Source organism: Streptomyces sp. NPDC107454, from assembly GCF_055582885.1.
Map to the genome: position 1 here is coordinate 317,124 of NZ_JBVJPA010000008.1, position 21,931 is coordinate 339,054.

Here is a 21,931-nt window from a genome sequence, read left to right on the forward strand (position 1 = left end):
TCAGCCGCTGCTCGCGGAGCCGAGGACCAGGGTGACCGTCCGCTGTGAGCCGCCCCGCCGGAGGGTCAGCCGGAGCCTGTCGCCGGGACGGTGTGCGCGTGTCTTCACGATCAGCTCCTCACCGGAGTGGACGCGCCGGCCGTCGACCTCGGTGATGACGTCGCCGGCCTTGATGCCCGCCTTGGCCCCGGGACCGCCCGCGATGACCGGCGCGCCGCCGCCCTTCGTGCCGACCCGGGCGCCGTCGCCCGTGTAGTCCATGTCGAGCATGACCCCGATCACCGGGTGGGTCGCCCGGCCGGTGTTGATCAGCTCCTCGGCGACGCGCCTGGCCTGGTTGACGGGGATGGCGAAGCCGAGCCCGATGGAACCGGCCTGGCCGCCCTGGAGGTCGGTGCCGCCGTCGGCCGAGCGGATGGCGCTGTTGATGCCTATGACGCGGGCCCGGGAGTCGAGAAGGGGGCCGCCGGAGTTGCCGGGGTTGATGGGCGCGTCGGTCTGCAGCGCGTCGACGTACGAGACGTCGCTCCCGTCGCCCTTCTCGCCGCCCGCCGTGATGGGCCGCTCCTTGGCGCTGATGATCCCGGAGGTGACGGTGTTGGCGAGGTCGAAGGGCGCGCCGATGGCGACGACGGGGTCGCCCACCTGGACGCTGTCGGAGTTGCCCAGCGCCATGGGCCGCAGCCCGCCGACTCCCGACACCTTGACCACGGCGAGGTCGTAGCCGCTGTCGCGCCCGACGACGGTGGCCTCGGCGCTCTCGCCGCCGCTGAACGTCACGGATATCTCGCCGCCGCTGCCGGCCGGCTCGACCACGTGGTTGTTGGTGAGGATGTGACCCCGGGTGTCGAGCACGAACCCGGTGCCGGTGTCCTCTTCGCTGGAGCCGCGCACATGCAGGGTGACCACGCTGGGCAGCGCGCGGGCCGCAATCCCGGCCACGCTGTCCGTGGGCCGCCCGGGCGCCTCCCTGGCGGCCTGCGGCAGTGTGACGTCACCGACCCCGCCGTTGCGCTCCAGATAGGCCCCTACGGCGCCTCCGGCGCCTCCGGAGACGAGGGCGAGCGCCACGGCCCCGAGGACCAGCGCCTTCCTCGCCCGCCTACGCCGCTGGGTCTTCGTCTCGACAGCCGCCCCGTTCAGCTGGAGCGGTCCCGGGGCGGCCCAGGGGTCGTAGTTCTGCCACGGGGCGGGGGCCGGGTGGGGGTTGCTCGGGTACGGGGCCGGGGCCGGAAGCGGCGCCGGGGCCGGAAGCGGGGGCGGGCCCGGGGGCATGGCGGTGCCGTGCGCGGGGGTGGTGGCCGGGTGCTGGACGGGCGGGGCGGGCGCCCAGGGGCCCGGCTCGCCGTACGGCGGGGTGCTGTAGGGGTCGGGGTCGTGCAGGGGCCGGGGGCGGTCGACGGGGGCCTGCTGCGCCGGTACGGCGGCGACCGGGGCCCCGCCCGCGGGCACGGCGTCGGAGGGACCCCCGACCGCCTCCGCATCCGCATCCGCATCGGGCGCGCTTCCCTGAAGAACCGCGGCAGGACGCTCCAACTCGAAGTCACCGCCGCCGACACCACTCCCGGCACCGGGCCCCGCCGGTGCGACGTACGGCGAAGCCGCACCAGTCTCACCAGTCGCACCGGCCACACCCGTCGGAGCCGTGGCCGCCGCCGTCGCCGGCCGGTCCAGTTCGTAGTCCCCGTCGGAGTCGTGGTTCGCGTCGGGTCCGGGGATGTCCTCGACCGGGCCCACCTCGCCGACCCCCGGAGGGACCTGGCGGGGCCGACTCCACCACTTCGCCTTCGTGGGCTTCCCCTCGTTCATGCTCTCCCCACACCTGGCCCGCGGCACAGCACGCCGACGGTCACCGCAGATTGCCGACTCCGCGTCCGGGAATCCCTCCGGCGGACGCGGCCCACCCTGGATTCAACCAGGTTCCGGGGCCGGGGCGCAGGGGGCCGGTCAGTGGGCGGTACGGGAGGAGGGGGACGGGGAGGAAGAGGGGGACGGGGAGGTGGCCGGGGCGGCGAGCAGGCGCGGAGGCGTGAGGCCGGGCGGCGTCGACCAGGAGGTCTGCGCGATCGGCTGTGCCTGGGTGAGCGGATGTATGAGCGGGGACATCACGGCGGCACCGGCCACCACGGGGGTGGTCAGCGTGTGCAAGAGGTCGTCCGCCCGGGGCACCGGAGCGGGGACCCCGGGGAGCAGGGGCGCGGACACCGAGGTCGGCACCGCGGGCGCCACACCGAGCGAACGCTCTCCCTGGGCCAGCAGCGGCCCGTCGGAGCGGCGGCGCTGTGTCTCGGGAGCCGTCGCGGGCCCCGAGCCCGGCGTACGCGCCGGCGTCACATTGCTGCCGCCGGAGCCGCCGCGTGCGTCCGTGGTGTCGGCCGGCACTCCGGTCGACACCCCGCCGAGCGCGACCGCGGCCAGCGACACCGCACCGGCGGCGGCGAAGGCGAAGCGCAGCCCGCGTGAGGCCGATCGGTCGGTCTCGTGACGGCTGACGTCATGGATACGGAAACCGCGCCCGGAGGCGGGCGGCAGCACGTCACCGTGCGGCGCGGCGGGCACGTATCCGAAGGGCTCTCCGCGCACTCCGAAGACGCCGGTCACCGGGGCGCCGGAGGGGAGTCCTCCGCCGAATCCGCCCCCGCCGAACGGTGAGCCATCACCGCCGTCGAAGTCACCTCCCCCGGGCAGTCCCTGGAGACGGGCCAGGAAACTCTCGGAGGGGGGCGGAGCGGCGACTTCCGCGAAGACGTTCTTCAGTCGGCGCTGGGCGTCCGCCTCGGCCTTGCACTTCGCGCAGGTGACGAGGTGGGCCAGGACGCGATCGCGCGACTCATGACCGAGCTCTCCGTCCACCAGGGCGGAGAGTCGGTCCCCAAGATGCTGGTCGGCAACACGCCGCTCCGTAGAGTCGGGCCGGGATCCACTCACGCGGTCGCGCCCCCTCCTCCCAGCGCGGGAACTCCCGTGATCGCGAAGCCGCGGCGCTCGGCACGGGCCTCGGGAGACCGGTGTGCGAGGGCCTTGCGCAGCTGCGAACGGCCACGGTGGATCCGGCTGCGGACCGTACCGAGCTTGACGCCCAGGGTCGCGGCGATCTCCTCGTACGAAAGTCCCTCGATGTCACAGAGGACGACGGCGGCGCGGAACTCGGGCGCGAGGGTGTCCAGCGCCTGCTGGACGTCCGCGTCGAAGTGCGCGTCGTTGAAGACCTGCTGCGGGGAGGGCTCGCGGCTGGGCAGGCGCTCGGCCGCGTCGTCACCGAGGGCGTCGAAGCGGATGCGCTGCTTGCGGCGCACCATGTCGAGGAAGAGGTTCGTGGTGATGCGGTGCAGCCAGCCCTCGAAGGTGCCGGGCGTGTAGGTCGACAGGGAGCGGAAGACACGCACGAAGACTTCCTGTGTGAGGTCCTCGGCGTCGTGCTGGTTGCCCGTCAGGCGGTAGGCGAGCCGGTAGACCCGGCCGCTGTGCGTGCTGACGATCTCCTCCCAGGTGGGCGGAGTCCACGCCTGCGACTCCGCGTCGGTGGTGAACGTCGCGGTCTGCGCGGGGGCAGCAGCATGGAACTTGTCAGCGATGTCGGTCACGGATTTCGGCTCACCCGCTGATCTGAGGAGGCGCCGCAGCACCCCGCCCCGATCCACAGGCGTAGCCGCACCTCCCCTGTCGGCTCTGGTGGTGTCCAGTGGAGCCCCTACCATAGCCACCTCGCCCGTTAGCTCCGGATAAGCGGTTTTACGAGAATTTGATACGTGCTCATATGCCTGCGTCAGCATGTGCTCGCCACCCCGCTCCACACCCCGCTCCGCGCACTGTTGCATCGGCTTTCCCCCGCTCTGTTTCCGCACCCTTCTAAACGCCTGGTCCCATCTGCGGGTTCCCGGCACCAACGGATACAGTCACGCCCAGGCAACCACGGGGACAGGGAGAGGGTCATTACCGGCAACCGGCAGACGAGCTGGGCGTTCGCCGACGCCTTTGTCGCCGAGGACGAAGCGCTGCGCTGGGCCCGTGACCGGGCCCGCGAGGCAGGGCTGCGCCCGGTGTCGCCCGGCACGGGCGCCGCGCTGCGGTTGCTCGCCGCCACCGTGGACGCGAAAGCGGTGGCGGAGATCGGGACCGGGACCGGCGTCTCCGGAATTCATCTGCTGCACGGCATGCGGCCGGACGGGGTACTGACCACCGTCGATCCGGAACCGGACCGCCAGCAGTTCGCCCGCCAGGCCTTCCGCGCGGCCGGCTTCGCCAGCAACCGCGCCCGCTTCATCCCCGGCCGCGCACTGGACGTCCTGCCCCGGCTCGCGGACGCGGGCTACGACCTCGTCTTCTGCGACGGCGACCGCCTGGAGTGCCTGGACTACCTCGCTGAATCGTTGCGCCTGCTGCGTCCTGGCGGGCTGGTCGTCTTCGAGGGGGTCTTCGCGGACGGCCGCACGGTCGAATCGGGCCCGCAGCCCGCCGAGGTCGGCCGGCTGCGCGAACTGCTGCGCGCGGTGCGCGAGAGCCAGGACCTGGTGCCCTCGTTGCTGCCGGTGGGCGACGGGTTGCTGTGCGGGGTCAAGCGCTGACCGCACGCTCGGCCCCGTACCCGCACTGCATGCCTGACCTGCTTCTACGCGCACAGGCACACCGCTGCCGTACCCCAGGAAAACGACCGCCCCGGCACCGAATACGGTGCCGGGGCAGCTGAAAGGTATGGTCGCGTTCCGCGTCAGCCGACGACCTTCTTGAGGGCGTCGCCGAGCGCGTCGGCCTCGTCAGGGGTCAGCTCGACGACGAGCCGACCGCCGCCTTCGAGCGGAACGCGCATGACGATGCCCCGCCCCTCCTTGGTCACCTCGAGCGGGCCATCGCCCGTCCGCGGCTTCATGGCCGCCATGCTCGTTCCCCTTCCTGAAACCAGCTCATCGTCGCCGACGGCCCCTTGAAGGGCACGCACGTCCCCTCATAGGACACACGTCACCGGCATCGAACACATTGCTTCCAGGCCATTATCCCGCATCTCAGGACCCGATGACCAACATCAGTCGGCATCGCTTGCGCAACGCGCTTGAGCAAAACCACTCAATTCGGCGATGTGGCTGCGATACTGCGCCGCTGCATCGACTTCCACGGCGCGGAATTCTTTGACGCAGGTCACATGTCCTGTCCACGCCCCGGCCGTGATCTCCGCCATGCTGTCCTGCATGCTGTCCTCGCACGCAGGACGTACCGACCGGTACGTCGGAGCCGCGAAACCGGAGGAGACCCACCATGGCCGACACCGTGCTCTACGAGGTGAGCGACGGACTCGCGACGATCACGCTGAACCGCCCCGAGGCGATGAACGCGATGAACACCGAGACCAAGGTCGCCCTCCGGGACGCGGCCCAGGCCGCCGCGGCGGACGGCGGCGTACGGGCGATCCTGCTCACCGCCGCAGGTGACCGGGCGTTCTGCGTCGGGCAGGACCTCAAGGAGCACATCGGGCTGCTGTCCGCCGACAAGGAGTCGGGGTCGCGGCACACGATGAGCACCGTGCGCGAGCACTACAACCCGATCGTGCGCGCCCTGACCGGGGCCCCGAAGCCCGTGGTGGCCGCGGTGAACGGCGTCGCCGCGGGGGCCGGCTTCGGCTTCGCCCTCTGCGCGGACTACCGGATCGTCGCCGACACCGCCGCCTTCAACACGTCCTTCGCCGGGGTCGCGCTGACCGCCGACTCGGGCACGTCATGGACCCTGCCGCGGCTGATCGGACCGGGCCGCGCCGCCGATCTGCTGCTCTTCCCGCGCAGTATCACCGCGCAGGAGGCCTTCGAGCTCGGGATCGCCAACCGGCTCGTCCCGTCGTCCGAGCTGCGCGGCGAGGCGGAGAAGGTGGCGCGGGCGCTGGCGGCGGGGCCGACGGTCGCGTACGCCGCGCTGAAGGAGTCCGTGGCGTACGGGCTCACTCATTCTCTGGACGAGACACTGGAGAAGGAGGACGAGCTGCAGGCGCGGGCCGGGGCGTCCGAGGACCATGTGATCGCGGTGCAGGCGTTCGTCAACAAGGAGAAGCCGAAGTACTTGGGGCGCTGACGCTTCGCCGGACTCGGAGGTCGGAGGTCGGAGGTCGGTACGGGAACTGCGGGCCGTCCGTTGCTGGTCGCGCAGTTCCCCGCGCCCCTCAGCGGGCGCTCCTGGCCGCGCAATCCTCCAAGTGGTCGTTGACCAGGCCGCACGCCTGCATGAGCGCGTAGGCCGTGGTCGGGCCCACGAAGCGGATGCCGCGCTTCTTGAGGGTCTTGGAGAGGGCCGTCGACTCGTCGGTGACGGCCGGGACGTCGGCCAGCCGCTTCGGGGCCGGGCGGACGGCCGGGTCGGGGGCGAAGGACCAGATCAGCTCGTCCAGCTCGCCCGGCTCCCAGTCGGCCAGCACGCGCGCGTTGGCGACGGTCGCCTCGATCTTGGCGCGGTTGCGGATGATGCCCGGGTCGCCGAGGAGGCGCTCCTTGTCGGCGTCCGTGAACGCGGCCACCGAGGCGATCTCGAAGTCGGCGAAGGCGGCACGGAAACCCGGCCTGCGGCGCAGGATCGTGATCCAGGACAGGCCCGACTGAAAGGCCTCCAGGCAGAGCCGCTCGTACAGCGCGTCGTCGCCGTGGACCGGGCGGCCCCACTCCTTGTCGTGGTACGAGACGTAGTCCTCGGTGGACAGGGCCCAGGGGCAGCGCAGCGCGCCGTCGGGCCCGGCCAGCGCGTCGCTCACTGCTGCTCCCCCTCGGCCGGCTTGCGCAGCGACATGGTCGCGGTGGCGCGGGCGCCGGCCAGCGCGGCCTCCAGGTCGGCGATCCTGGCGTCGCGCTCGGCGAGCTCGGCGCCGAGCCGGCCGAGGGCGTCGTCCACGTCCGCCATGCGGTAGCCGCGGGCGGCGAGCGGGAAGCGCACGGACTCCACGTCCGCGCGGTTCACCGGCCGGTCCTGGGGCAGCGAATCCACCAGCCGGTCGGGCTCGGCGTCGGGAAGGGGGGCGCTCTCGCCGCCGCCCACCACGGACAGTGTCACCGCGGCGACCACGACGGCGAGCGCGACGACCAGGAACAAGAACATGAACATCGCTGAGGTCCCCACGCTCTGGTGCCGACGCGTTGGGCGCCGACGCGAAAGTACTGAAGCTACTGAAAATGTCTGACGAGTGCCGAAGCGGTCCGGCGCTGAAAGTGTCAGGGTCCGATCGTGCCATGCGAGTCTGACAGTTAAGGTCGCAGGCGGCTAAGCAGCCGGACTTACTAGGAGAGGTCACAGGGGATGCTCAGGCTGGGCAGGCACGAATTCGACCCGCACGAGCCGGTGATCATGGCCATCGTGAACCGGACCCCTGACTCCTTCTACGACCAGGGAGCCACCTTCCGCGACGAGCCCGCGCTCGCGCGCGTGGACCAGGCGGTGGCCGAGGGCGCCGTCATCATCGACATCGGCGGGGTCAAGGCCGGGCCCGGGGAAGAAGTGACCGCCGAGGAGGAGGCGCGCCGTACGGTCGGTTTCGTCGCCGAGGTGCGGCGGCGGTTCCCGGACGTGATCATCAGTGTCGACACCTGGCGGCACGAGGTCGGGGAGGCGGTCTGCGAGGCGGGGGCGAATCTCCTCAACGACGCGTGGGGTGGCGTGGATCCGCGGCTCGCGGAGGTGGCCGCGCGGTACGGGGTGGGGCTGGTGTGCACCCATGCCGGGGGCGCCGAGCCTCGTACGCGGCCGCATCGGATCGCCTACGACGACGTCGTGGCCGACATTCTGCGGGTGACCGTGGGGCTGGCCGAGCGGGCGGTGGCCCTGGGGGTGCCCCGGGAGTCCGTGCTGATCGACCCCGGGCACGACTTCGGGAAGAACACGCGGCACAGCCTGGAGGCGACTCGGCGGCTGGGCGAGATGGTGGAGACGGGGTGGCCCGTGCTCGTCTCCCTCTCCAACAAGGACTTCGTCGGGGAGACGCTCGACAAGCCGGTGAAGGAGCGGGTGGTCGGGACGCTGGCCACGACGGCGGTGTCGGCGTGGCTGGGGGCGCAGGTGTATCGCGTCCACGAGGTCGCCGAGACGCGTCAGGTCCTGGACATGGTGGCGTCGATCGCGGGCCACCGCCCTCCGGCGGTGGCCCGCCGGGGCCTGGCGTAGACCACCCGCGCCCCTTGCGGAGCCGCTCCGCTACCGGCCCGCCTCCTTCGAGACCAGGGCCACCGCTTCCTCCACCTCGTCCGTGAGGTGGAACAGGAGGAGGTCCTTTTCGGAGGCCTTGCCCTGGGCGATCAGGGTGTTCTTGAGCCAGTCGACGAGACCGCCCCAGTACGCCGTGCCGAACAGGACGATCGGGAAGCGTGTGACCTTCTGGGTCTGGACGAGGGTGAGGGCCTCGAAGAGTTCGTCGAGGGTGCCGAGGCCGCCGGGCAGGACCACGAAGCCCTGGGCGTACTTGACGAACATCATCTTGCGGACGAAGAAGTACCGGAAGTTGAGGCCGATGTCGACGTAGGGGTTGAGGCCCTGTTCGAAGGGGAGCTCGATACCCAGGCCGACCGAGATGCCCTTGGCCTCGCAGGCGCCCTTGTTGGCGGCTTCCATCGCGCCGGGCCCGCCGCCCGTGATGACGGCGAAGCCGGCTTCGACCAGGCCTCGGCCGAGCGCGACTCCCGCCTCGTACTCGGGCGAGTCCACCGGCGTACGGGCGGAGCCGAAGACGCTGATCGCGGGCGGGAGTTCGGCGAGCGTGCCGAAGCCTTCGATGAACTCCGACTGGATGCGCAGGACCCGCCAGGGGTCGGTGTGCACCCAGTCGGAGGGGCCGCCCGCGTCGAGCAGCCGCTGGTCCGTGGTACTCGCCTGCACCTGGCCCCGCCTGCGCAGTACCGGCCCCAGCCGCTGCTCCTCCGGTGGCTGCTTCTTGCCCTCGGGGTTGCCAGTAGCCATGTGCGCTCCCTCCGCTTGCAAGTGGTTCAGCCCCAGCGTAGATCTACGCGGGTTACGGAGGGGGGACATGCGCATGTCCGCCGTGCACCACGAAGGTTCGGGCGGGTCCTCAGGACGTCAGCCAGGCCCGCAGGCGCTCCTCGGCCTCGGGGATCTCCGACGCCCGCACCCGCTCGTCCACCTTGTGGGCGAGGAGCGGCGCGCCGGGCCCGTAGTTCACCGCGGGCACCCCGAGCGCGCTGAAGCGGGCGACGTCCGTCCAGCCGAACTTGGGGCGGGCCTCGCCGCCCACGGCCGCCAGGAAGGCCGCGGCGGCCGGGTGGGTCAGGCCGGGCCGGGCCCCGCCGGTGTGGTCGTCGACGATGAACTCGTCGATGTCGCAGTCGGCGAAGAAGTCACGGACGAAGGCCTCGGCCTCCGCCTCGCTCCGGTCGGGCGCGTAACGGAAGTTGACGACGACGGTGCAGGCGTCGGGGATGACGTTGGTGGCCACGCCCCCTTCGATACGGACGGCGTTGAGGCCTTCGTGGAACCGGAGGCCGTCCACGACCGGCGTGCGCGGCTCGTAGGCGGCGAGCCTGGCGAGGATCGGCGCCGCCGTGTGGATCGCGTTGGAGCCCATCCACGCGCGCGCGGAGTGGGCACGCTCCCCCTTGGTCTTCAGGAGCACCCGGAGCGTGCCCTGGCAGCCGCCCTCCACCTGGCCGTCCGTCGGCTCCAGGAGGATCGCGAAGTCGCCCGCCAGCCAGTCGGGGTGGGCCTCGGCGACGTGCTTCAGGCCGTTCAGGTGGGCGGCGACCTCTTCGTTGTCGTAGAACACGAAGGTGAGGTCGCGGTTGGGTGCCGGGACCGTGGCCGCGATGCGCAGCTGCACGGCGACGCCGGACTTCATGTCGCAGGTGCCGCAGCCCCACAGGACGCCGTCCTCGTCGAGGCGCGAGGGCACATTGCCCGCGATGGGGACCGTGTCGATATGGCCGGCGAGGATCACGCGCTCGGCCCGCCCCAGGTTCGTACGCGCCACGACGTTGTTGCCGTACCGGTCGACCGTCAGATGCGGCAGGGCGCGCAGCGCGGCCTCGACGGCGTCCGCGAGCGGCTTCTCGTTGCCGCTCTCCGAGGGGAAGTCGACGAGCCGCGCGGTGAGCTCGGCGGCGTCCAGCGTGAGGTCAAGGGTGGTGTCGGCCATGCCCTCGACCCTAGCGCCCCCTGCTCGGCGCCCTGCCGCACACGGGTTGTCCACAACCCCATACGTCGCCAACAGTCGCCTCCAGTACCTTGTACGCGTGCCAGAGACGTCCCCCACTCCTGTCCGGCGCGGCCGCTTCTTCCGTTTCGGGGCGGCCGTCGTAGTCATGCTCGCGCTCGCGGGTTACCTCGCGGTGCAGTACCTCACAGGAGGGACGGGTGCGCCGCGCTGCAGAGTCGTCTCGGGCAAGAGCGACGGCGCGTCGTACGAGTTCACCCCGGAGCAGGCGGTGAACGCGGCGACGATCTCGGCGGTCGGCACCACCCGCGGGCTGCCGGAGCGCGCCGTGGCCATCGCGCTCGCGACCGCGCTCCAGGAGTCGGGGCTGCGCAACATCCAGCACGGCGACCGGGACTCGCTCGGTCTGTTCCAGCAGCGCCCCTCGCAGGGCTGGGGGACGACGAAACAGATCATGGACCCGACGTACGCGGCCGGCATGTTCTACGAACACCTGGCCAAGGTGCCGGGCTACACGCGGCTGCCGCTCACCGTCGCCGCGCAGCGCGTGCAGCGCAGCGGCTATCCGCAGGCGTACGCGAAGCACGAGCCGGACGCGACGCTGCTGGCCGCGGCCCTGACCGGCCGCGCGGCGGCCGCGCTGACCTGCGAGGGCCGCCCGGGGGCGACCCCGGTCGGCGGCCCGGACTCGGTGCGCGCCGCGCTCGTACGGGACTTCGGGCGCGAGGTGCTGCAGGAGGCGGGAGCCGATGTGAGCACCGCGGGCTCCCCCGCCTCCTCGACGGCCTCACCGACGCTCGCCCCCTCGCCGAGCGTCTCCGGCCGGACCGTGACCGTGCCCGTGCGCAAGGACCCCACCGGCGACTCCACGGTCCGCCAGCGCGGCTGGGAGCTGGCGCACTGGGCGGTGGCCAACTCCTCGACGCTGCACATCCAACGGGTCTTTTACGCGGGGCGGGAGTGGACGGCCGGGGAAAGGAACGGCGAGTGGCGCGCGCCGGTCACCACGGGCGGTTCGACGACGACGCAGTCCGCCGACGAGGTCCGCATCGTCACCGCGCAGTAGTACGGGGCCTCACCTGTACGGGGGATGCGCGGCGTGGCGCGTTGCCGCTGCGAGCAGGTTTTCGCGTACTCACCCCGGAATCCGCCGGACCCCTTGAAAACAAAGGGCCGTAAGGATTCGGCAGACTTTCCGACCGGATGCCCTTTGCCCGTTTTTATCCACAACCGATAATGCGACGCATTGCCAACTCTTTACGTCGGGCCACCGCAACCTTCGCGGGTCTCGAGCGGTAGTCACTGCGTCCGAGCCCGGAACGATCAACGGGTCGCCCGACAGCCGGTCGGCGGCCGAACGGTCAACTCCCGGGCACGGGTGGACACTTCACCGTTCTCTTCCGTCTAAGGAGCATCATGTCCCTCCCCCTGACCCGCCGGATCGCCCGTGCCGCGCTGCTCATCGCAGCGGGAGCGGCGCCCGTGGTCGGTGCGGCCGGCTCCGCCAGCGCGGCGGCCGAACTCCCGGCCACCCCCAACCTCGGCGGGCTGACCGCTCTGGACGGCGCGCACGTCGGCAACACGGTCGACGGTGCGACGCAGAGTGTCACCGGGCTCGCGGGCACGACCGGCGGCAACGCCCTCAAGAAGGCCGTCCCGGCCGCGGGCAAGACGGGCGGCAGTGTCGCCAGGACGGCGACGCCGGCCGCGCAGAAGGTGGCCGGGGACACGGCGGGGCAGGCCGGGGGTCTGCTCGGTGAGACCGCGAAGACCGCCGGTGGCGGTCTTCCGACGGACGCGGTGACCAAGGGTGGTCTGCCGACGGGGCAGCTGCCGCTGAAGGGGCTGCCGCTCGGCTAGGCGCCGGGCACATGCTGTAGCTGTACGGGCGAAGGGGTCCAGGGAGTTTCCCTGGGCCCCTTCGCGTGTGTCGCTTCCTGGCGTGCGGGCCGGTGGGGGCTGGTCGCGCAGTTCCCCGCGCCCCTAAAGGGGCGCCAGGCGTTCTACCGCCGCCGCCACCCGCTCGTCCGTTGCCGTCAGGGCCACGCGGACGAAGTTCTCGCCCGCCTCGCCGTAGAAGTCGCCCGGCGCGACGAGGATGCCCAGTTCGGCCAGATGGGCGACGGTGTCCCAGCAGGACTCGCCGCGGGTGGCCCACAGGTACAGGCTCGCCTCGCTGTGCTCGATGCGGAAGCCGTGGCGCAGCAGGGCCTCGCGCAGGGCGGTGCGACGGGCCGCGTAGCGCTCGCGCTGTTCGCGGACGTGGACGTCGTCCGCGAGGGCGGCGACCACCGCGGCCTGGGTCGGCGCGGACGTCATCATGCCGCCGTGCTTGCGGATCTGGAGCAGGTCGCCGAGGACGGCGGGGTCACCGGCGAGGAACGCGGCGCGGTAGCCGGCCAGGTTCGAGCGCTTCGAGAGCGAGTGGACCGAGACGATCCCCTCGTACGAGCCGCCGCAGACGTCCGGGTGCAGGACCGAGACCGGGTCGGCCTCCCAGCCCAGCTCGAGGTAGCACTCGTCGGAGAACACGAGGATGTCGTGCTCGCGGGCCCACGCGACGATCCGGGCGAGTTCCGGGGCGGACAGGACCCTGCCCGTCGGGTTCGACGGGGAGTTCAGCCACAGGAGCTTCAGGTCGGTCGGGTCCAGCTCCGTGGGGTCGTCGTAGACCACGTAGTCGGCGCGGGCCAGGCGCGCGCCGACCTCGTACGTCGGGTACGCGAGGCGCGGGTACGCCACCTTGTCGCCGGGGCCCAGGCCCAGCTGGGTGGGGAGCCAGGCGACGAGTTCCTTGGAGCCGACGACCGGGAGCACGTGCTGGTGGGTGATGCCGCGTGCGCCGAGCCGCCGCTCGACCCAGCCGGTGAGCGCGTCGCGCAGTTCGGGCGTGCCCCACACCGTGGGATAGCCCGGCGAGTCCGCGGCCGCGACCAGAGCTTTCTGGATCAGCTCGGGCACCGGGTCGACCGGGGTGCCGACGGACAGGTCGACGATGCCACCCGGATGAGCGGCGGCCGTCGCCTTGAAGGGCTCCAGCTTGTCCCAGGGGAAGACGGGAAGCCGGTCGGAGACTGCGGACACGGGATCGGGCTCACTTTCTCGTTCGTACGACCCGTACACACACGGCCTGCGCGCCTGTGGCCGGTACGGGCCGCTACGGCAAACGCCTCGGTCCCGTACGGCGATCGAGGGGATCGGGCCGTACGGGACCGAGGCGGCGCGTAGGTGCGGCCGCTTACTGGTTCTGCGGCGGCAGCGCTGCGATGAAGGGGTGGTCGCGCTCGATCAGACCGAGCTTGCTGGCGCCGCCGGGCGAGCCGAGCTCGTCGAAGAACTCGACGTTCGCCTTGTAGTAGTCCTTCCACTCTTCGGGAGTGTCGTCTTCGTAGAAGATCGCCTCGACCGGGCACACCGGCTCACAGGCTCCACAGTCGACGCATTCGTCCGGGTGGATGTACAAGGACCGGGAGCCCTCGTAGATGCAGTCGACCGGGCACTCCTCGATGCACGCCTTGTCCTTGACGTCGACACAAGGCTGCGCGATGACGTAGGTCACGCTGTCGTTCCTCCTCGATAGGGCGCTGGCGGGCCTCCGTAGGCTCCGCCGCCTGGCGCGCGGGAGCGCGGCGTCGTCGATGCCCGCACCTAGTATCTCCGTTCCGGGGCGTGATCCATACAGGAGGGGTGAACTGACCTGTGGAAATCTCTGCGGCTGGACGTCTCGAGGTCCGAATCACCGCTGCTGACGTGGGCAAACGTGTCTCTGTTCGGCGGATGATCGTAGATATCGAAGATGCCGCCGGCGGTGAGAAATTCACTGACACGGTCGGTGTTCTCACATCATGGGACGAGAGTGTGCTGCTGATCACACGGCGCGACGGCGAAATCGTCCGGATTCCGGAATCCTCGCTGGTCGCGGGCAAGGTCGTACCGGCCGCCCCGGCGCGTCGGCGGGGTCCCGCCGCCTCGTACGAGGAGCTGGCGCGGGTCGCCGCGCGGGCCTGGCAGCCGGTGGAGAGCGAGCGGCTCGGCGACTGGGAGCTGCGGGCGGCCTCCGGGTTCACCCGGCGCGCGAATTCCGTACTGCCGCTCGGCGACCCGGGCGTGCCGCTCGACGAGGCGCTGACGTACGTACGCGACTGGTACGCGGCCCGTGACCTGCCCGTCTACCTCCAGACCGCCACCGGGGCCGAGGGCACGCAGGAGATGCTGTGCGCGGAGCTGGAGGCGCGCGGCTGGGCGCGTGCGGTGAGCGCCGGGCTGTGGATCGGCGCGCTCGCGCCGCTCGCCGACATCGACGTCGCACAGGCCTCCGAGGTGATCCTCACCCGCGCGGCCGACGAGGCCTGGCTGGGCCGCTACCAGCGCAAGGGGCTGAGCGAGGTCGCGCTGCACGTCCTGGGCAGCGGGCCGTCGGTGTGGTTCGCGACGGTGCCCGGCGCCGAGGGGGAGCCTCCGGCCGCGATCGGGCGGTGTGTCGTCGACGGGCGGTGGGCCGGTTTCGGCGCCGTCGAGGTAGACCCCGCCCAGCGCCGTCGGGGCCTCGCCACCGCCGTCATGGCCGCGCTCGCCCGCCGTGCCCTGGACGAGGGCGCCTCGGCGGCCTGGCTCCAGGTGGAGGCGAACAACGCGGGGGCGCGGGCGCTGTACACCGGGATGGGCTTCGCGGCGCATCACGCGTACCACTACTACAGCGCGCCCGAGGCGTCCACCGACGACCGCCGCCGACCGGCGTGAAGGGGTACCGGACCGTCATGCCTTCCCCCCATCCCCCGGAGCCGGAGCGAGCCGCCGAGGTGCGGCGGAGGTTCGCCGAGGAGGCACGGTCCGAGCGGCCCGACCTGGCGGCGCTGTGTCTGCTGATCGGGGCGGCGGCGGACGGCACGCTGGACGAGGCGGGGACGGACGCGGCCCAGATCGAGCTCGACCGGCTCGCCGGACAGCTGCCGTTCCGGCCCGGTGGGGCGCGGGCCTGGGCGACCGCGCTCGCCGAGCTGCTCGGCGGGCGCTGCGGGTTCCGGGGCTCGCCCGGGGACTATCAACGGCTGGAGTCGTCGCTGCTGCACGCGGTGCTGCGGCGGCGGCGCGGGCTGCCCATCCTGCTCTCCGTGGTGTGGATGGAGGTGGCCAGACGGGCCGGCGCGCCGGTGTACGGGGTCGCCCTGCCCGGGCATTTCGTGGTGGGCTTCGGGCCGGCCGAGCAGCAGGTGCTCGCCGATCCCTTCGACGGGGGGCGGGTGCTGAGCGGCTCCGATGCCGAGCTGCTCGTGCAGGGCGCCACCGGGGCGCCGCTCGATCCCTCGATGCTCGTCCCCGCCCCTCCCCTCGACGTGGTCGTGCGGATCCTGAACAACGTCCGGGCGTGGGCGGCGGCGCGGCCGGAGCGGTCGGATGTCGGCCTGTGGGCCGTGGAGTTGGCGCTGCTGTTGCCGTCGCATCCGGCGCGGTTGCGGTACGAGCGGGCTCAGCTGCTGGTGCAGCGTGGGGATTTCCTGGGTGGGGCCGCGGAGTTGGATGCCTACGCCGATGTGGTCGCCGCGGTGGATCCGCCTTCGGCGGAGAAGGTTCGGGGGCAGGCTCGGGGAGCTCGGGCGATGTTGAACTGAGTTCGCCCTTGCGCCGTGGGACTTTGGAGGCAGCGGGCGACTGCGGGTCCGATTCGGCTGGTCGCGCCCACGCGGCGGAGCCGCACGATGTCAGGGCCCCGCGCCCCTTCCGGGGCGCTCAGCCCAACCGGGGTTCTACAGCCAGCCCTTCTCCCGCGCTATCCGGACCGCCTCCGCGCGATTGCGTGCCGCCAGCTTCTGGATCGCTGTGGACAGGTAGTTGCGGACCGTGCCCTGGGAGAGGTGGAGGGTGGTGGCCAGTTCGGCGTTGGTGGAGCCGTCGGCCGCCGCGCGGAGGATCTCGCGCTCGCGGTCGGTCAGGGGGTTGGCGCCCTCGGCGAGGGCGGCGGCCGCGAGGGTGGGGTCGATGACCCGTTCACCGGCGAGCACCTTGCGTACCGCCGCGGCGAGTTGGGCGGCCGGGGCGTCCTTGACGAGGAAGGCGTCGGCGCCGGACTCCATGGCGCTGCGCAGATAGCCGGGGCGGCCGAAGGTCGTGAGGATGAGCAGTTTGATGCCGGGGAGTTCCTTGTGGACCTCGGCCGCCGCCTCGATGCCCGTCTTGCCCGGCATCTCGATGTCGAGGAGCGCCACGTCCACGTCGTGGGCGCGGGCCGCGGCCAGCACCTCGTCGCCGCGCGCCACCTGGGCGACCACCTCGATGTCGGGCTCCAGGCCCAGCAACGCGGCCAGCGCCTCGCGGACCATCGACTGGTCCTCGGCGAGCAGGACCTTGATCGTGCGGCTCATGCACCGGATCCTACGGGGTGATCGGCGGCCTCGAAGGGGGCCTGCGCCGGTACCCGTGCGACCAGCCGGAAGCCGTGCCGCACCCTCCCCCAAGCTCTCGACTCCGCTCGAGCAGGGGGGACCCCCATCGTCTCCAGGGCTCCGCCCGCCTTCTCCAGGCGCTCGGCCAGGCCCGTCAGACCGTTGCCCGGACCATGGCCCGAGCCGCCCGAACCGTCGTCCTCCACGCTCAGTTCGAGCACCGGGCCGTCCAGTGTCTGGCGGTGGACGAGCTCGACGGTGCAGCGCCGGGCCCCGCTGTGCCGTACGACGTTGGTGACCGCCTCCCGCAGTGCCCAGGCGAGCGCGGACTCGCTCTCCTCGGCGACGTCGGTGAGGTCCGGCTCCGCGGGCAGGTCCGCGGTGACGCCCGCCGCCGTCAACGCGACCTGTGCGCCCGCGAGTTCGCCGGACAGCCGGGGGCGCCGGTAGCCGGAGACCGCCTCACGTACGTCGACGAGGGCCTGCCGGCTGACCTGTTCGATGTCGGCGACCTGCTGGGCCGCCTTCTCGGGGTGGTCGGGGAGCATCCGGCCGGCCAGCTCGCTCTTGAGGGTGATCAGGGAGAGCGAGTGGCCCAGCAGGTCGTGCAGATCGCGGGCCAGGCGCAGGCGCTCCTCGTTCGCGGCCAGTTGGGCGACCGTCGCACGGGCCTCGCGCAGCGCGATCGTCGTGCGGATCAGTTCACGGACGCCGGTCATGGCGAACCCGCCGAGGAACGCCGGGATGAGCAGCCCCGCCAGATACGCCCTGCCGCCCGAAACGGTCAGGGCGATCCCCGTCAGCACGACGGCGACGGCCGGGATGGCCCAGCGCGCCAACCGCAGCGGAAGCACCGCGCCGCACGCGATCGAGACGTACACGAACAGGACGAGCCACTCCCGCCCCAGCGTGAAGGAGAGCAGGGCCGCCTCGGCCGCGAGGACCACGAGAGAGACGAACACGAAGGGCGTCGTGTCACCGCTGCCGGTACGGAAGACCAGGGCCCCGTACCACGCGACGAAGGCCACCAGGCCGCACCAGCCGAGCACGACGACAGCGGTGCTGTGCCCGCCGTGCACCAAATCGCTGACGGGCGCGCTCAGATAGACGAGCCAGATGCCGGTCCAGATGGCCTTGACCATCTTCTGCCTGCGATTCTTCGGGCGTTGCCCGATGCCGACGCTGCTCACGCCTTCAGCGTGTCCTTCCGGTACAGCCATGCCGCGCCGCCCGCGAAGAGGAGGAAGGAGACGGCGAGGATGACGAGGTCCTTCGCGTGCGGGGCGTCGCCCAGTTCGATGGACCGCCCGAGGGCAGCGTACGCGTGGGTGGGCAGCCAGGACGCGATCTTCTGGAGCCAGTCGGGGAAGGTGGTCGTGGGCATCCACAGGCCGCCGAGCACCGAGAGCCCGAAGTACAGGATCATCGTGATCGGGCGGACCGCGTCGCCGCTCGCGAGATAGCCGATGGCCACGCCGAGCGCGGCGAAGACGAGGCTGCCGGCCCAGATCGCGCCGGTGAGCGCGAGCCACTGCCAGGCGTCCAGCCGTACGTGCTTCACGGCGGCGGCGACCGCGAAGACGACCACGATCGACGGCAGGCTGATCACGGCGGCGCTGGCGGTCTTCGCCAGGACATAGCCGCGGCCCGGCAGGGTGGTGAGCCTGAGCTGCCGTACCCAGCCGCTCTCGCGCTCCTTCGCGATGCGCTCGCTGTTGCCCATCAGGACCGCGGTCAGGGCGCCGAAGGAGGCCATGGAGACCATGAAGAAGGTCGGCAGGGTCAGCCCGGTGCCGTCCACCTTGGTGGTGCTGTCCGCGCTGCCCGCGATCAGCAGGAACAGGGCCGAGGGGTAGACCACCGAGAAGAAGAGGAACTTCTTGTTGCGCAGGGCGCGGGTGATCTCGAGCTTGATGAGGCTGTTCACTGCGACTTCGCCTCCTCGGCGGCCGTGATGGCGACGAAGGCCTGCTCGAGCCCGAGCCCGGCGACTTCGAGATTGCGGGGGTAGAGGCCGAGCCCGTACAGCGCGTGTACGGTCGCGTCGGCGTCGGAGGACTGGATGCGGACGGTGTGCCCGGACACGTCGATCGAGGTCAGGAAGGGCAGGGTGCGCAGCGGGGCCTCGTCTATGGGGCCTTCCAGGTCGAAGGCGACGCGGCGGGCGCCGGCCTTCGCCTTGATCTCGGCGGCGGTGCCGTCGGCCAGCAGCCGGCCCCGGTGCAGTACGAGGACGCGGTCCGCGATGGCGTCGGCCTCCTCCAGGTAGTGCGTGGCGAACAGGACGGTCCTGCCCTGGTCGGCCTGCTCGCGCATGGTGGCCCAGAAGGCCTGGCGGGCGGAGACGTCCATGCCGGTGGTGGGCTCGTCCAGGACGATCAGGTCGTTGGCGCCGGCGGTGGCGAGCGCGAAGCGGACGCGCTGTTCCTGGCCTCCGGAGAGCTTGTTGACCTTGCGGTCGGCGATCCCCGAGATGCCCGCACGGGCCAGCACGTCGGTGACCTTGTACGGCTTCGGGTGCAGATCGCAGGCCAGCTTCACCAGCTCGCCGACCGTCACCTCGTCCATCAGGCCGCCGCTCTGCAGCATGGCACCCACCCGGCCGCCGACGATCGCCTCGCGGGGGCCTGTGCCGAACACCCGGACCGCGCCGGTGTCGGGGTGCTTGAGGCCGAGGAGCAGGTCCAGCGTGGTCGACTTGCCCGCGCCGTTCGGACCCAGCAGGGCCACGGTCTCGCCCGGGTGCAGGTCGAGCGTCAGCCCGTCGACGGCCCGTACGTTCCCGTAGGTCTTGCTCACCTGATCGAACCCGACCACCGGGGTGGTGGCGGGCGCCGCTGTTGTCGTCATGGGGACCATCGTGGCCGCGCGGGCCCGGTGCCCGGCAGTGTCGGCGGTCCTGACTGCCGGATGACAGATGTCATGTGCCATGGCGTTCGGTGTGGTCCACGGGCCCCGTGCTACGACGACGGAGCCCCTGCCCGGTGCGGGCAGGGGCTCCGTCCGTCCGGACGACCAGGGGTCAGCTCGCTTTGGTGTCGATGACTCCGATGCGCTCCGCCGTCGTCTTGCCGCGCAAGGCCTTGCCCAGTGCGGTGACGACGTCCTGCGGCGTGACAGCGCGCTTCCCGCCCGCGGTCTGGACCTGCACGCCGTCGAAGGTCTTGCCGTACGCCGCCTTGAGCGCCGTGAGGTCGTACGTCTCCACGAGCTTGCCGTTGACGGCCTTGAAGCCGAGGATCTTCGGGAGGGACACGGGGCCGAACTGGATGCTGTGCGCCGCGTCGGTCTGAATGGTGACGCGGGCGGACATCGCGGGCTCCGCGAACTCCTTCATCATCCGGTCGACCTCGGCGTTCGAGACGGTCGGCTGACGGGTCGTGGTGGCGACCTTCACCGGGGTGGTGGTGCCGGTCTCGACCTGGGCGCGGTAGGCGTCCTCGACGGCCTTGGTCGAGGCCGCCACGTCGATGCCCTTGCCCGCCTTGCCGTACACGGCGACGGCCTTGCCGGACTGGAACTTGATGGTGCCGTCGCTCGCCGAACCGGAGCCGCTCGCGGTGCGCTCCAGGGCGGCCTGGAGCTTCTCCGCGTCGACGGGCATCGCCGGCTCGACGACGCGCTGCTGACCGAACAGCGAGCCGATCACGGAGACCGGGTTGTAGTCGCTGCCCGCGGCGGCGCGGACCGTGTCCTGGGCGTTGAACTGGAGCCCGGCCTGGTCCGGCTTCAGCGAGACGGTGGTGCCGTCCACCGACAGCTTGAGCGCCGTGTTCATACGGGCCCCGAAGGCGTCGTCGAGCTTCTTGACGGCCTCGTCGCGGGTGCCGCCGCCGATGTCGACGCCCAGCACCGTGGTGCCCTTGGGGACGTCCGAGCGGTTCATCAGCAGTCCGGCGCCGTAGACGCCACCGGCGATGAACACCACGCCGACGACCAGGAGGGTCAGCTTGCTGCGGCCCTTCTTCTTGGCCGGCTTCTTCGAGGAGGCGGCGGGCTTCGGGGCCGGCTCGGGTGCCTTCGGCGGGGTGTGCGGAAGCGGTCCTTCGGTGTGCGCACCCGGCGCGAACGGGGAGTTCTGGGCGCCAGGCACGACAGGGATGCCGCTGGTCAGAGTGTGCCCGGAGACGTTGTCCACGGGGCCGCCGTAGCCCTGGCCGCCCGGATCGGGCGCGGGCTTCTGCGGGGTGAGGATCGCGGTGTCGTCGCTGAGGCCGCCCCCGGGGTATCCCGCGCCGAGGCCGGCCGCGCCGTGCCCGCCGGGGACGCCATGACCACCGGGGCCACCCGGCCCACCGGGTCCCGCGGCCAGGCTGCCCGGAGCCACGCCCGGCCCGGCCGGCGGCACCAACAGGCCGTCACCGGTGACCGGACCGCCGGTCGGGCCCGCGGGACCGCCCCGGCCGTTCTCCGAGAAGTTCTCCGCGAAGTACGGGAGGTCGTCACGGCGCGGTTCGCCACCGGGCCCCGCGGGGCCACCCGGGCCTCCGGAGCCACCGGGACCGCCCGGGCCGTCGCTTCCTATGGCCGGGAACGAGGCCGTGTTGCCCAGCGCCGCGGAGACGTCGAAGGAACCGGTGCCGCCGCCGTGACCGGGGGCCACGGGTCCGGCGCCGGTGGCACCGGGCAGCCCGGCACCGTTCGTGCCGCCGCTCCCGGGGCGGGGCGCGTTCGCCCCGCCGGGCCGGGCACCGCCCGTGATCCCCAGGGGACCGGCACCGTTCGCGCCACCGGGGGCGCCCGGACGCGCACCGCCGTTGCCGTTACCGCCCGGCGCACCCGCGCCTTGCGGCGCCGCGGGACCCGCGGGTCCCGAACCGCCGGGCAGACCCGCCCCGTTGGTGGACCCGCCGCCCGGGGCGCCGCCCGGCGCACCGGACTTGCGGGGCGCGAACCAGTCGCTGGTCTTCTCTTTGGCCGGAGCACCGCCCGCGGCGGCGGCTTCGGCCGAGGTCTCGGTGGCCGTGGCCGCTGCCACGGGCGCACTCACGGCACGCTGCGCCTCCGCCGGGGCTCCCGCGGAACCGGCGGACTCGGCGGGCGACTCGGCGTCCCCGACCGGTGTGCGCACGACGACCGGCGGGATGGGCCGCGATCCGGGGATGTTGATCCGGATCCGTGTCGTCAGCGTGGTCTCGGTCTTGCGCTCCTCCGGCGGGGTGCCGCCGGCCGAACGGCCCGCGTCGGCACCGTTTTCGGAAACCATGGGGGTCCCGTAGGGGGGCGTCCCCGACGGGTACGCGGCTCCACCGCGCCCGTTGGGCCCGGAGGACGAACTGTCAGTTTCACGACTCAAGGCAGGTTCTCCCGGTTGGCTCCGCCGCCCGTTTACTCGACCTCATCTCGGGCAGCTCGGCGGCGCGCACCACCATACTGGCCGCATTCGGCGCGCAAACCTCGCCCGCCCAGGAAATTCGCACGGGACCCGCAC

23 protein-coding genes are annotated in these 21,931 nt (G+C 72.1%); 7 read left to right on the forward strand and 16 right to left on the reverse strand.

Annotated elements, in window-relative coordinates; genetic code table 11:
- From ACZ69M_RS22275 to sigE, 3 genes are all read right to left on the reverse strand, one after another.
- The gene (locus tag ACZ69M_RS22275; RefSeq protein ID WP_470052104.1) at positions 1 to 1,809 is read right to left on the reverse strand and encodes a S1C family serine protease; all 1,809 of its coding nucleotides are present in this window, start codon (positions 1,807 to 1,809) and stop codon (positions 1 to 3) included.
- Between the two features lie 138 nt (positions 1,810 to 1,947).
- Entirely contained in the window at positions 1,948 to 2,928 is a 981-nt protein-coding gene (locus ACZ69M_RS22280) for an anti-sigma factor family protein (protein WP_470052108.1), read from the reverse strand.
- Positions 2,925 to 3,626, reverse strand: coding sequence for an RNA polymerase sigma factor SigE (sigE, locus tag ACZ69M_RS22285; RefSeq protein ID WP_054228218.1), 702 nt, complete (start codon positions 3,624 to 3,626; stop codon positions 2,925 to 2,927). Before sigE ends, ACZ69M_RS22280 begins: the two co-directional genes overlap by 4 nt.
- A 414-nt stretch (positions 3,627 to 4,040) precedes the next feature.
- Here sigE and ACZ69M_RS22290 point away from each other — a divergent pair, with 414 nt between their 5' ends.
- Positions 4,041 to 4,565, forward strand: coding sequence for an O-methyltransferase (locus ACZ69M_RS22290; RefSeq protein WP_054228219.1), 525 nt, complete (start codon positions 4,041 to 4,043; stop codon positions 4,563 to 4,565).
- Positions 4,566 to 4,708: 143 nt separating this feature from the next.
- Here ACZ69M_RS22290 and ACZ69M_RS22295 read toward each other — a convergent pair whose 3' ends face one another.
- Both ACZ69M_RS22295 and ACZ69M_RS22300 read right to left on the reverse strand, forming a co-directional pair.
- On the reverse strand, positions 4,709 to 4,876 hold the full coding sequence (locus ACZ69M_RS22295; RefSeq protein WP_003966491.1) for a DUF3117 domain-containing protein: 168 nt from the start codon (positions 4,874 to 4,876) through the stop codon (positions 4,709 to 4,711).
- Positions 4,877 to 5,020: 144 nt separating this feature from the next.
- Entirely contained in the window at positions 5,021 to 5,185 is a 165-nt protein-coding gene (locus ACZ69M_RS22300) for a hypothetical protein (protein ID WP_352045896.1), read from the reverse strand.
- Between the two features lie 65 nt (positions 5,186 to 5,250).
- Between ACZ69M_RS22300 and chcB the strand changes: the two genes are divergently transcribed.
- A complete protein-coding gene (chcB, locus tag ACZ69M_RS22305; protein ID WP_470052111.1) occupies positions 5,251 to 6,054 on the forward strand; it encodes a 2-cyclohexenylcarbonyl CoA isomerase in 804 nt (267 codons plus the stop codon).
- 88 nt (positions 6,055 to 6,142) lie between these two features.
- Here chcB and ACZ69M_RS22310 read toward each other — a convergent pair whose 3' ends face one another.
- Both ACZ69M_RS22310 and ACZ69M_RS22315 read right to left on the reverse strand, forming a co-directional pair.
- On the reverse strand, positions 6,143 to 6,724 hold the full coding sequence (locus ACZ69M_RS22310) for a DNA-3-methyladenine glycosylase I (RefSeq protein WP_470052113.1): 582 nt from the start codon (positions 6,722 to 6,724) through the stop codon (positions 6,143 to 6,145).
- Positions 6,721 to 7,071, reverse strand: coding sequence for a DivIVA domain-containing protein (locus ACZ69M_RS22315; RefSeq protein WP_352045893.1), 351 nt, complete (start codon positions 7,069 to 7,071; stop codon positions 6,721 to 6,723). Before ACZ69M_RS22315 ends, ACZ69M_RS22310 begins: the two co-directional genes overlap by 4 nt.
- Before the next feature lie 192 nt (positions 7,072 to 7,263).
- Here ACZ69M_RS22315 and folP point away from each other — a divergent pair, with 192 nt between their 5' ends.
- A complete protein-coding gene (folP, locus tag ACZ69M_RS22320) occupies positions 7,264 to 8,124 on the forward strand; it encodes a dihydropteroate synthase (protein WP_470052115.1) in 861 nt (286 codons plus the stop codon).
- A 30-nt stretch (positions 8,125 to 8,154) separates the two neighbouring features.
- On the opposite strand, the gene ACZ69M_RS22325 is transcribed toward folP, so the two are convergent.
- Together ACZ69M_RS22325 and dapE are read right to left on the reverse strand one after the other, a co-directional pair.
- Positions 8,155 to 8,913: an LOG family protein gene (locus tag ACZ69M_RS22325; protein WP_054228224.1), complete on the reverse strand. Its 759-nt coding sequence runs from the start codon at positions 8,911 to 8,913 to the stop codon at positions 8,155 to 8,157.
- A gap of 109 nt (positions 8,914 to 9,022) precedes the next feature.
- Positions 9,023 to 10,102 (reverse strand): succinyl-diaminopimelate desuccinylase, encoded by a 1,080-nt coding sequence (dapE, locus tag ACZ69M_RS22330; protein ID WP_351430134.1) that lies wholly within the window; start codon positions 10,100 to 10,102, stop codon positions 9,023 to 9,025.
- Positions 10,103 to 10,199: 97 nt separating this feature from the next.
- Here dapE and ACZ69M_RS22335 point away from each other — a divergent pair, with 97 nt between their 5' ends.
- Both ACZ69M_RS22335 and ACZ69M_RS22340 read left to right on the forward strand, forming a co-directional pair.
- The gene (locus ACZ69M_RS22335; protein WP_470052118.1) at positions 10,200 to 11,186 is read left to right on the forward strand and encodes a VldE C-terminal domain-containing protein; all 987 of its coding nucleotides are present in this window, start codon (positions 10,200 to 10,202) and stop codon (positions 11,184 to 11,186) included.
- 350 nt (positions 11,187 to 11,536) lie between these two features.
- Positions 11,537 to 11,980: an ATP-binding protein gene (locus ACZ69M_RS22340; protein ID WP_470052120.1), complete on the forward strand. Its 444-nt coding sequence runs from the start codon at positions 11,537 to 11,539 to the stop codon at positions 11,978 to 11,980.
- Between the two features lie 123 nt (positions 11,981 to 12,103).
- Here the strand turns inward: ACZ69M_RS22340 and ACZ69M_RS22345 are convergent, their stop codons facing one another.
- Positions 12,104 to 13,204: a bifunctional succinyldiaminopimelate transaminase/glutamate-prephenate aminotransferase gene (locus ACZ69M_RS22345; protein ID WP_470052122.1), complete on the reverse strand. Its 1,101-nt coding sequence runs from the start codon at positions 13,202 to 13,204 to the stop codon at positions 12,104 to 12,106.
- 154 nt (positions 13,205 to 13,358) lie between these two features.
- On the reverse strand, positions 13,359 to 13,679 hold the full coding sequence (gene fdxA / locus ACZ69M_RS22350; protein ID WP_018089397.1) for a ferredoxin: 321 nt from the start codon (positions 13,677 to 13,679) through the stop codon (positions 13,359 to 13,361).
- Positions 13,680 to 13,819: 140 nt separating this feature from the next.
- On the opposite strand from fdxA, the gene ACZ69M_RS22355 reads away from it, so the two are divergent.
- Both ACZ69M_RS22355 and ACZ69M_RS22360 read left to right on the forward strand, forming a co-directional pair.
- Positions 13,820 to 14,860 (forward strand): GNAT family N-acetyltransferase, encoded by a 1,041-nt coding sequence (locus ACZ69M_RS22355; protein ID WP_470052124.1) that lies wholly within the window; start codon positions 13,820 to 13,822, stop codon positions 14,858 to 14,860.
- A gap of 17 nt (positions 14,861 to 14,877) precedes the next feature.
- Complete coding sequence (locus ACZ69M_RS22360; protein ID WP_470052126.1) at positions 14,878 to 15,729, forward strand: transglutaminase family protein; 852 nt, start codon at positions 14,878 to 14,880, stop codon at positions 15,727 to 15,729.
- A gap of 135 nt (positions 15,730 to 15,864) precedes the next feature.
- On the opposite strand, the gene ACZ69M_RS22365 is transcribed toward ACZ69M_RS22360, so the two are convergent.
- From ACZ69M_RS22365 to ACZ69M_RS22385, 5 genes are all read right to left on the reverse strand, one after another.
- Positions 15,865 to 16,479, reverse strand: a complete 615-nt coding sequence (locus tag ACZ69M_RS22365; RefSeq protein WP_352045885.1) for a response regulator transcription factor — start codon at positions 16,477 to 16,479, stop codon at positions 15,865 to 15,867.
- The gene (locus ACZ69M_RS22370; RefSeq protein WP_470052128.1) at positions 16,476 to 17,690 is read right to left on the reverse strand and encodes a sensor histidine kinase; all 1,215 of its coding nucleotides are present in this window, start codon (positions 17,688 to 17,690) and stop codon (positions 16,476 to 16,478) included. The genes ACZ69M_RS22365 and ACZ69M_RS22370 overlap by 4 nt, the downstream gene beginning before the upstream one ends.
- The gene (locus tag ACZ69M_RS22375) at positions 17,687 to 18,427 is read right to left on the reverse strand and encodes an ABC transporter permease (protein WP_212726985.1); all 741 of its coding nucleotides are present in this window, start codon (positions 18,425 to 18,427) and stop codon (positions 17,687 to 17,689) included. Before ACZ69M_RS22375 ends, ACZ69M_RS22370 begins: the two co-directional genes overlap by 4 nt.
- Positions 18,424 to 19,350 (reverse strand): ABC transporter ATP-binding protein, encoded by a 927-nt coding sequence (locus ACZ69M_RS22380; RefSeq protein ID WP_470052130.1) that lies wholly within the window; start codon positions 19,348 to 19,350, stop codon positions 18,424 to 18,426. The genes ACZ69M_RS22375 and ACZ69M_RS22380 overlap by 4 nt, the downstream gene beginning before the upstream one ends.
- Before the next feature lie 172 nt (positions 19,351 to 19,522).
- Positions 19,523 to 21,796 (reverse strand): peptidoglycan binding domain-containing protein, encoded by a 2,274-nt coding sequence (locus ACZ69M_RS22385; protein ID WP_470052132.1) that lies wholly within the window; start codon positions 21,794 to 21,796, stop codon positions 19,523 to 19,525.
- Positions 21,797 to 21,931 lie beyond the last annotated feature (135 nt).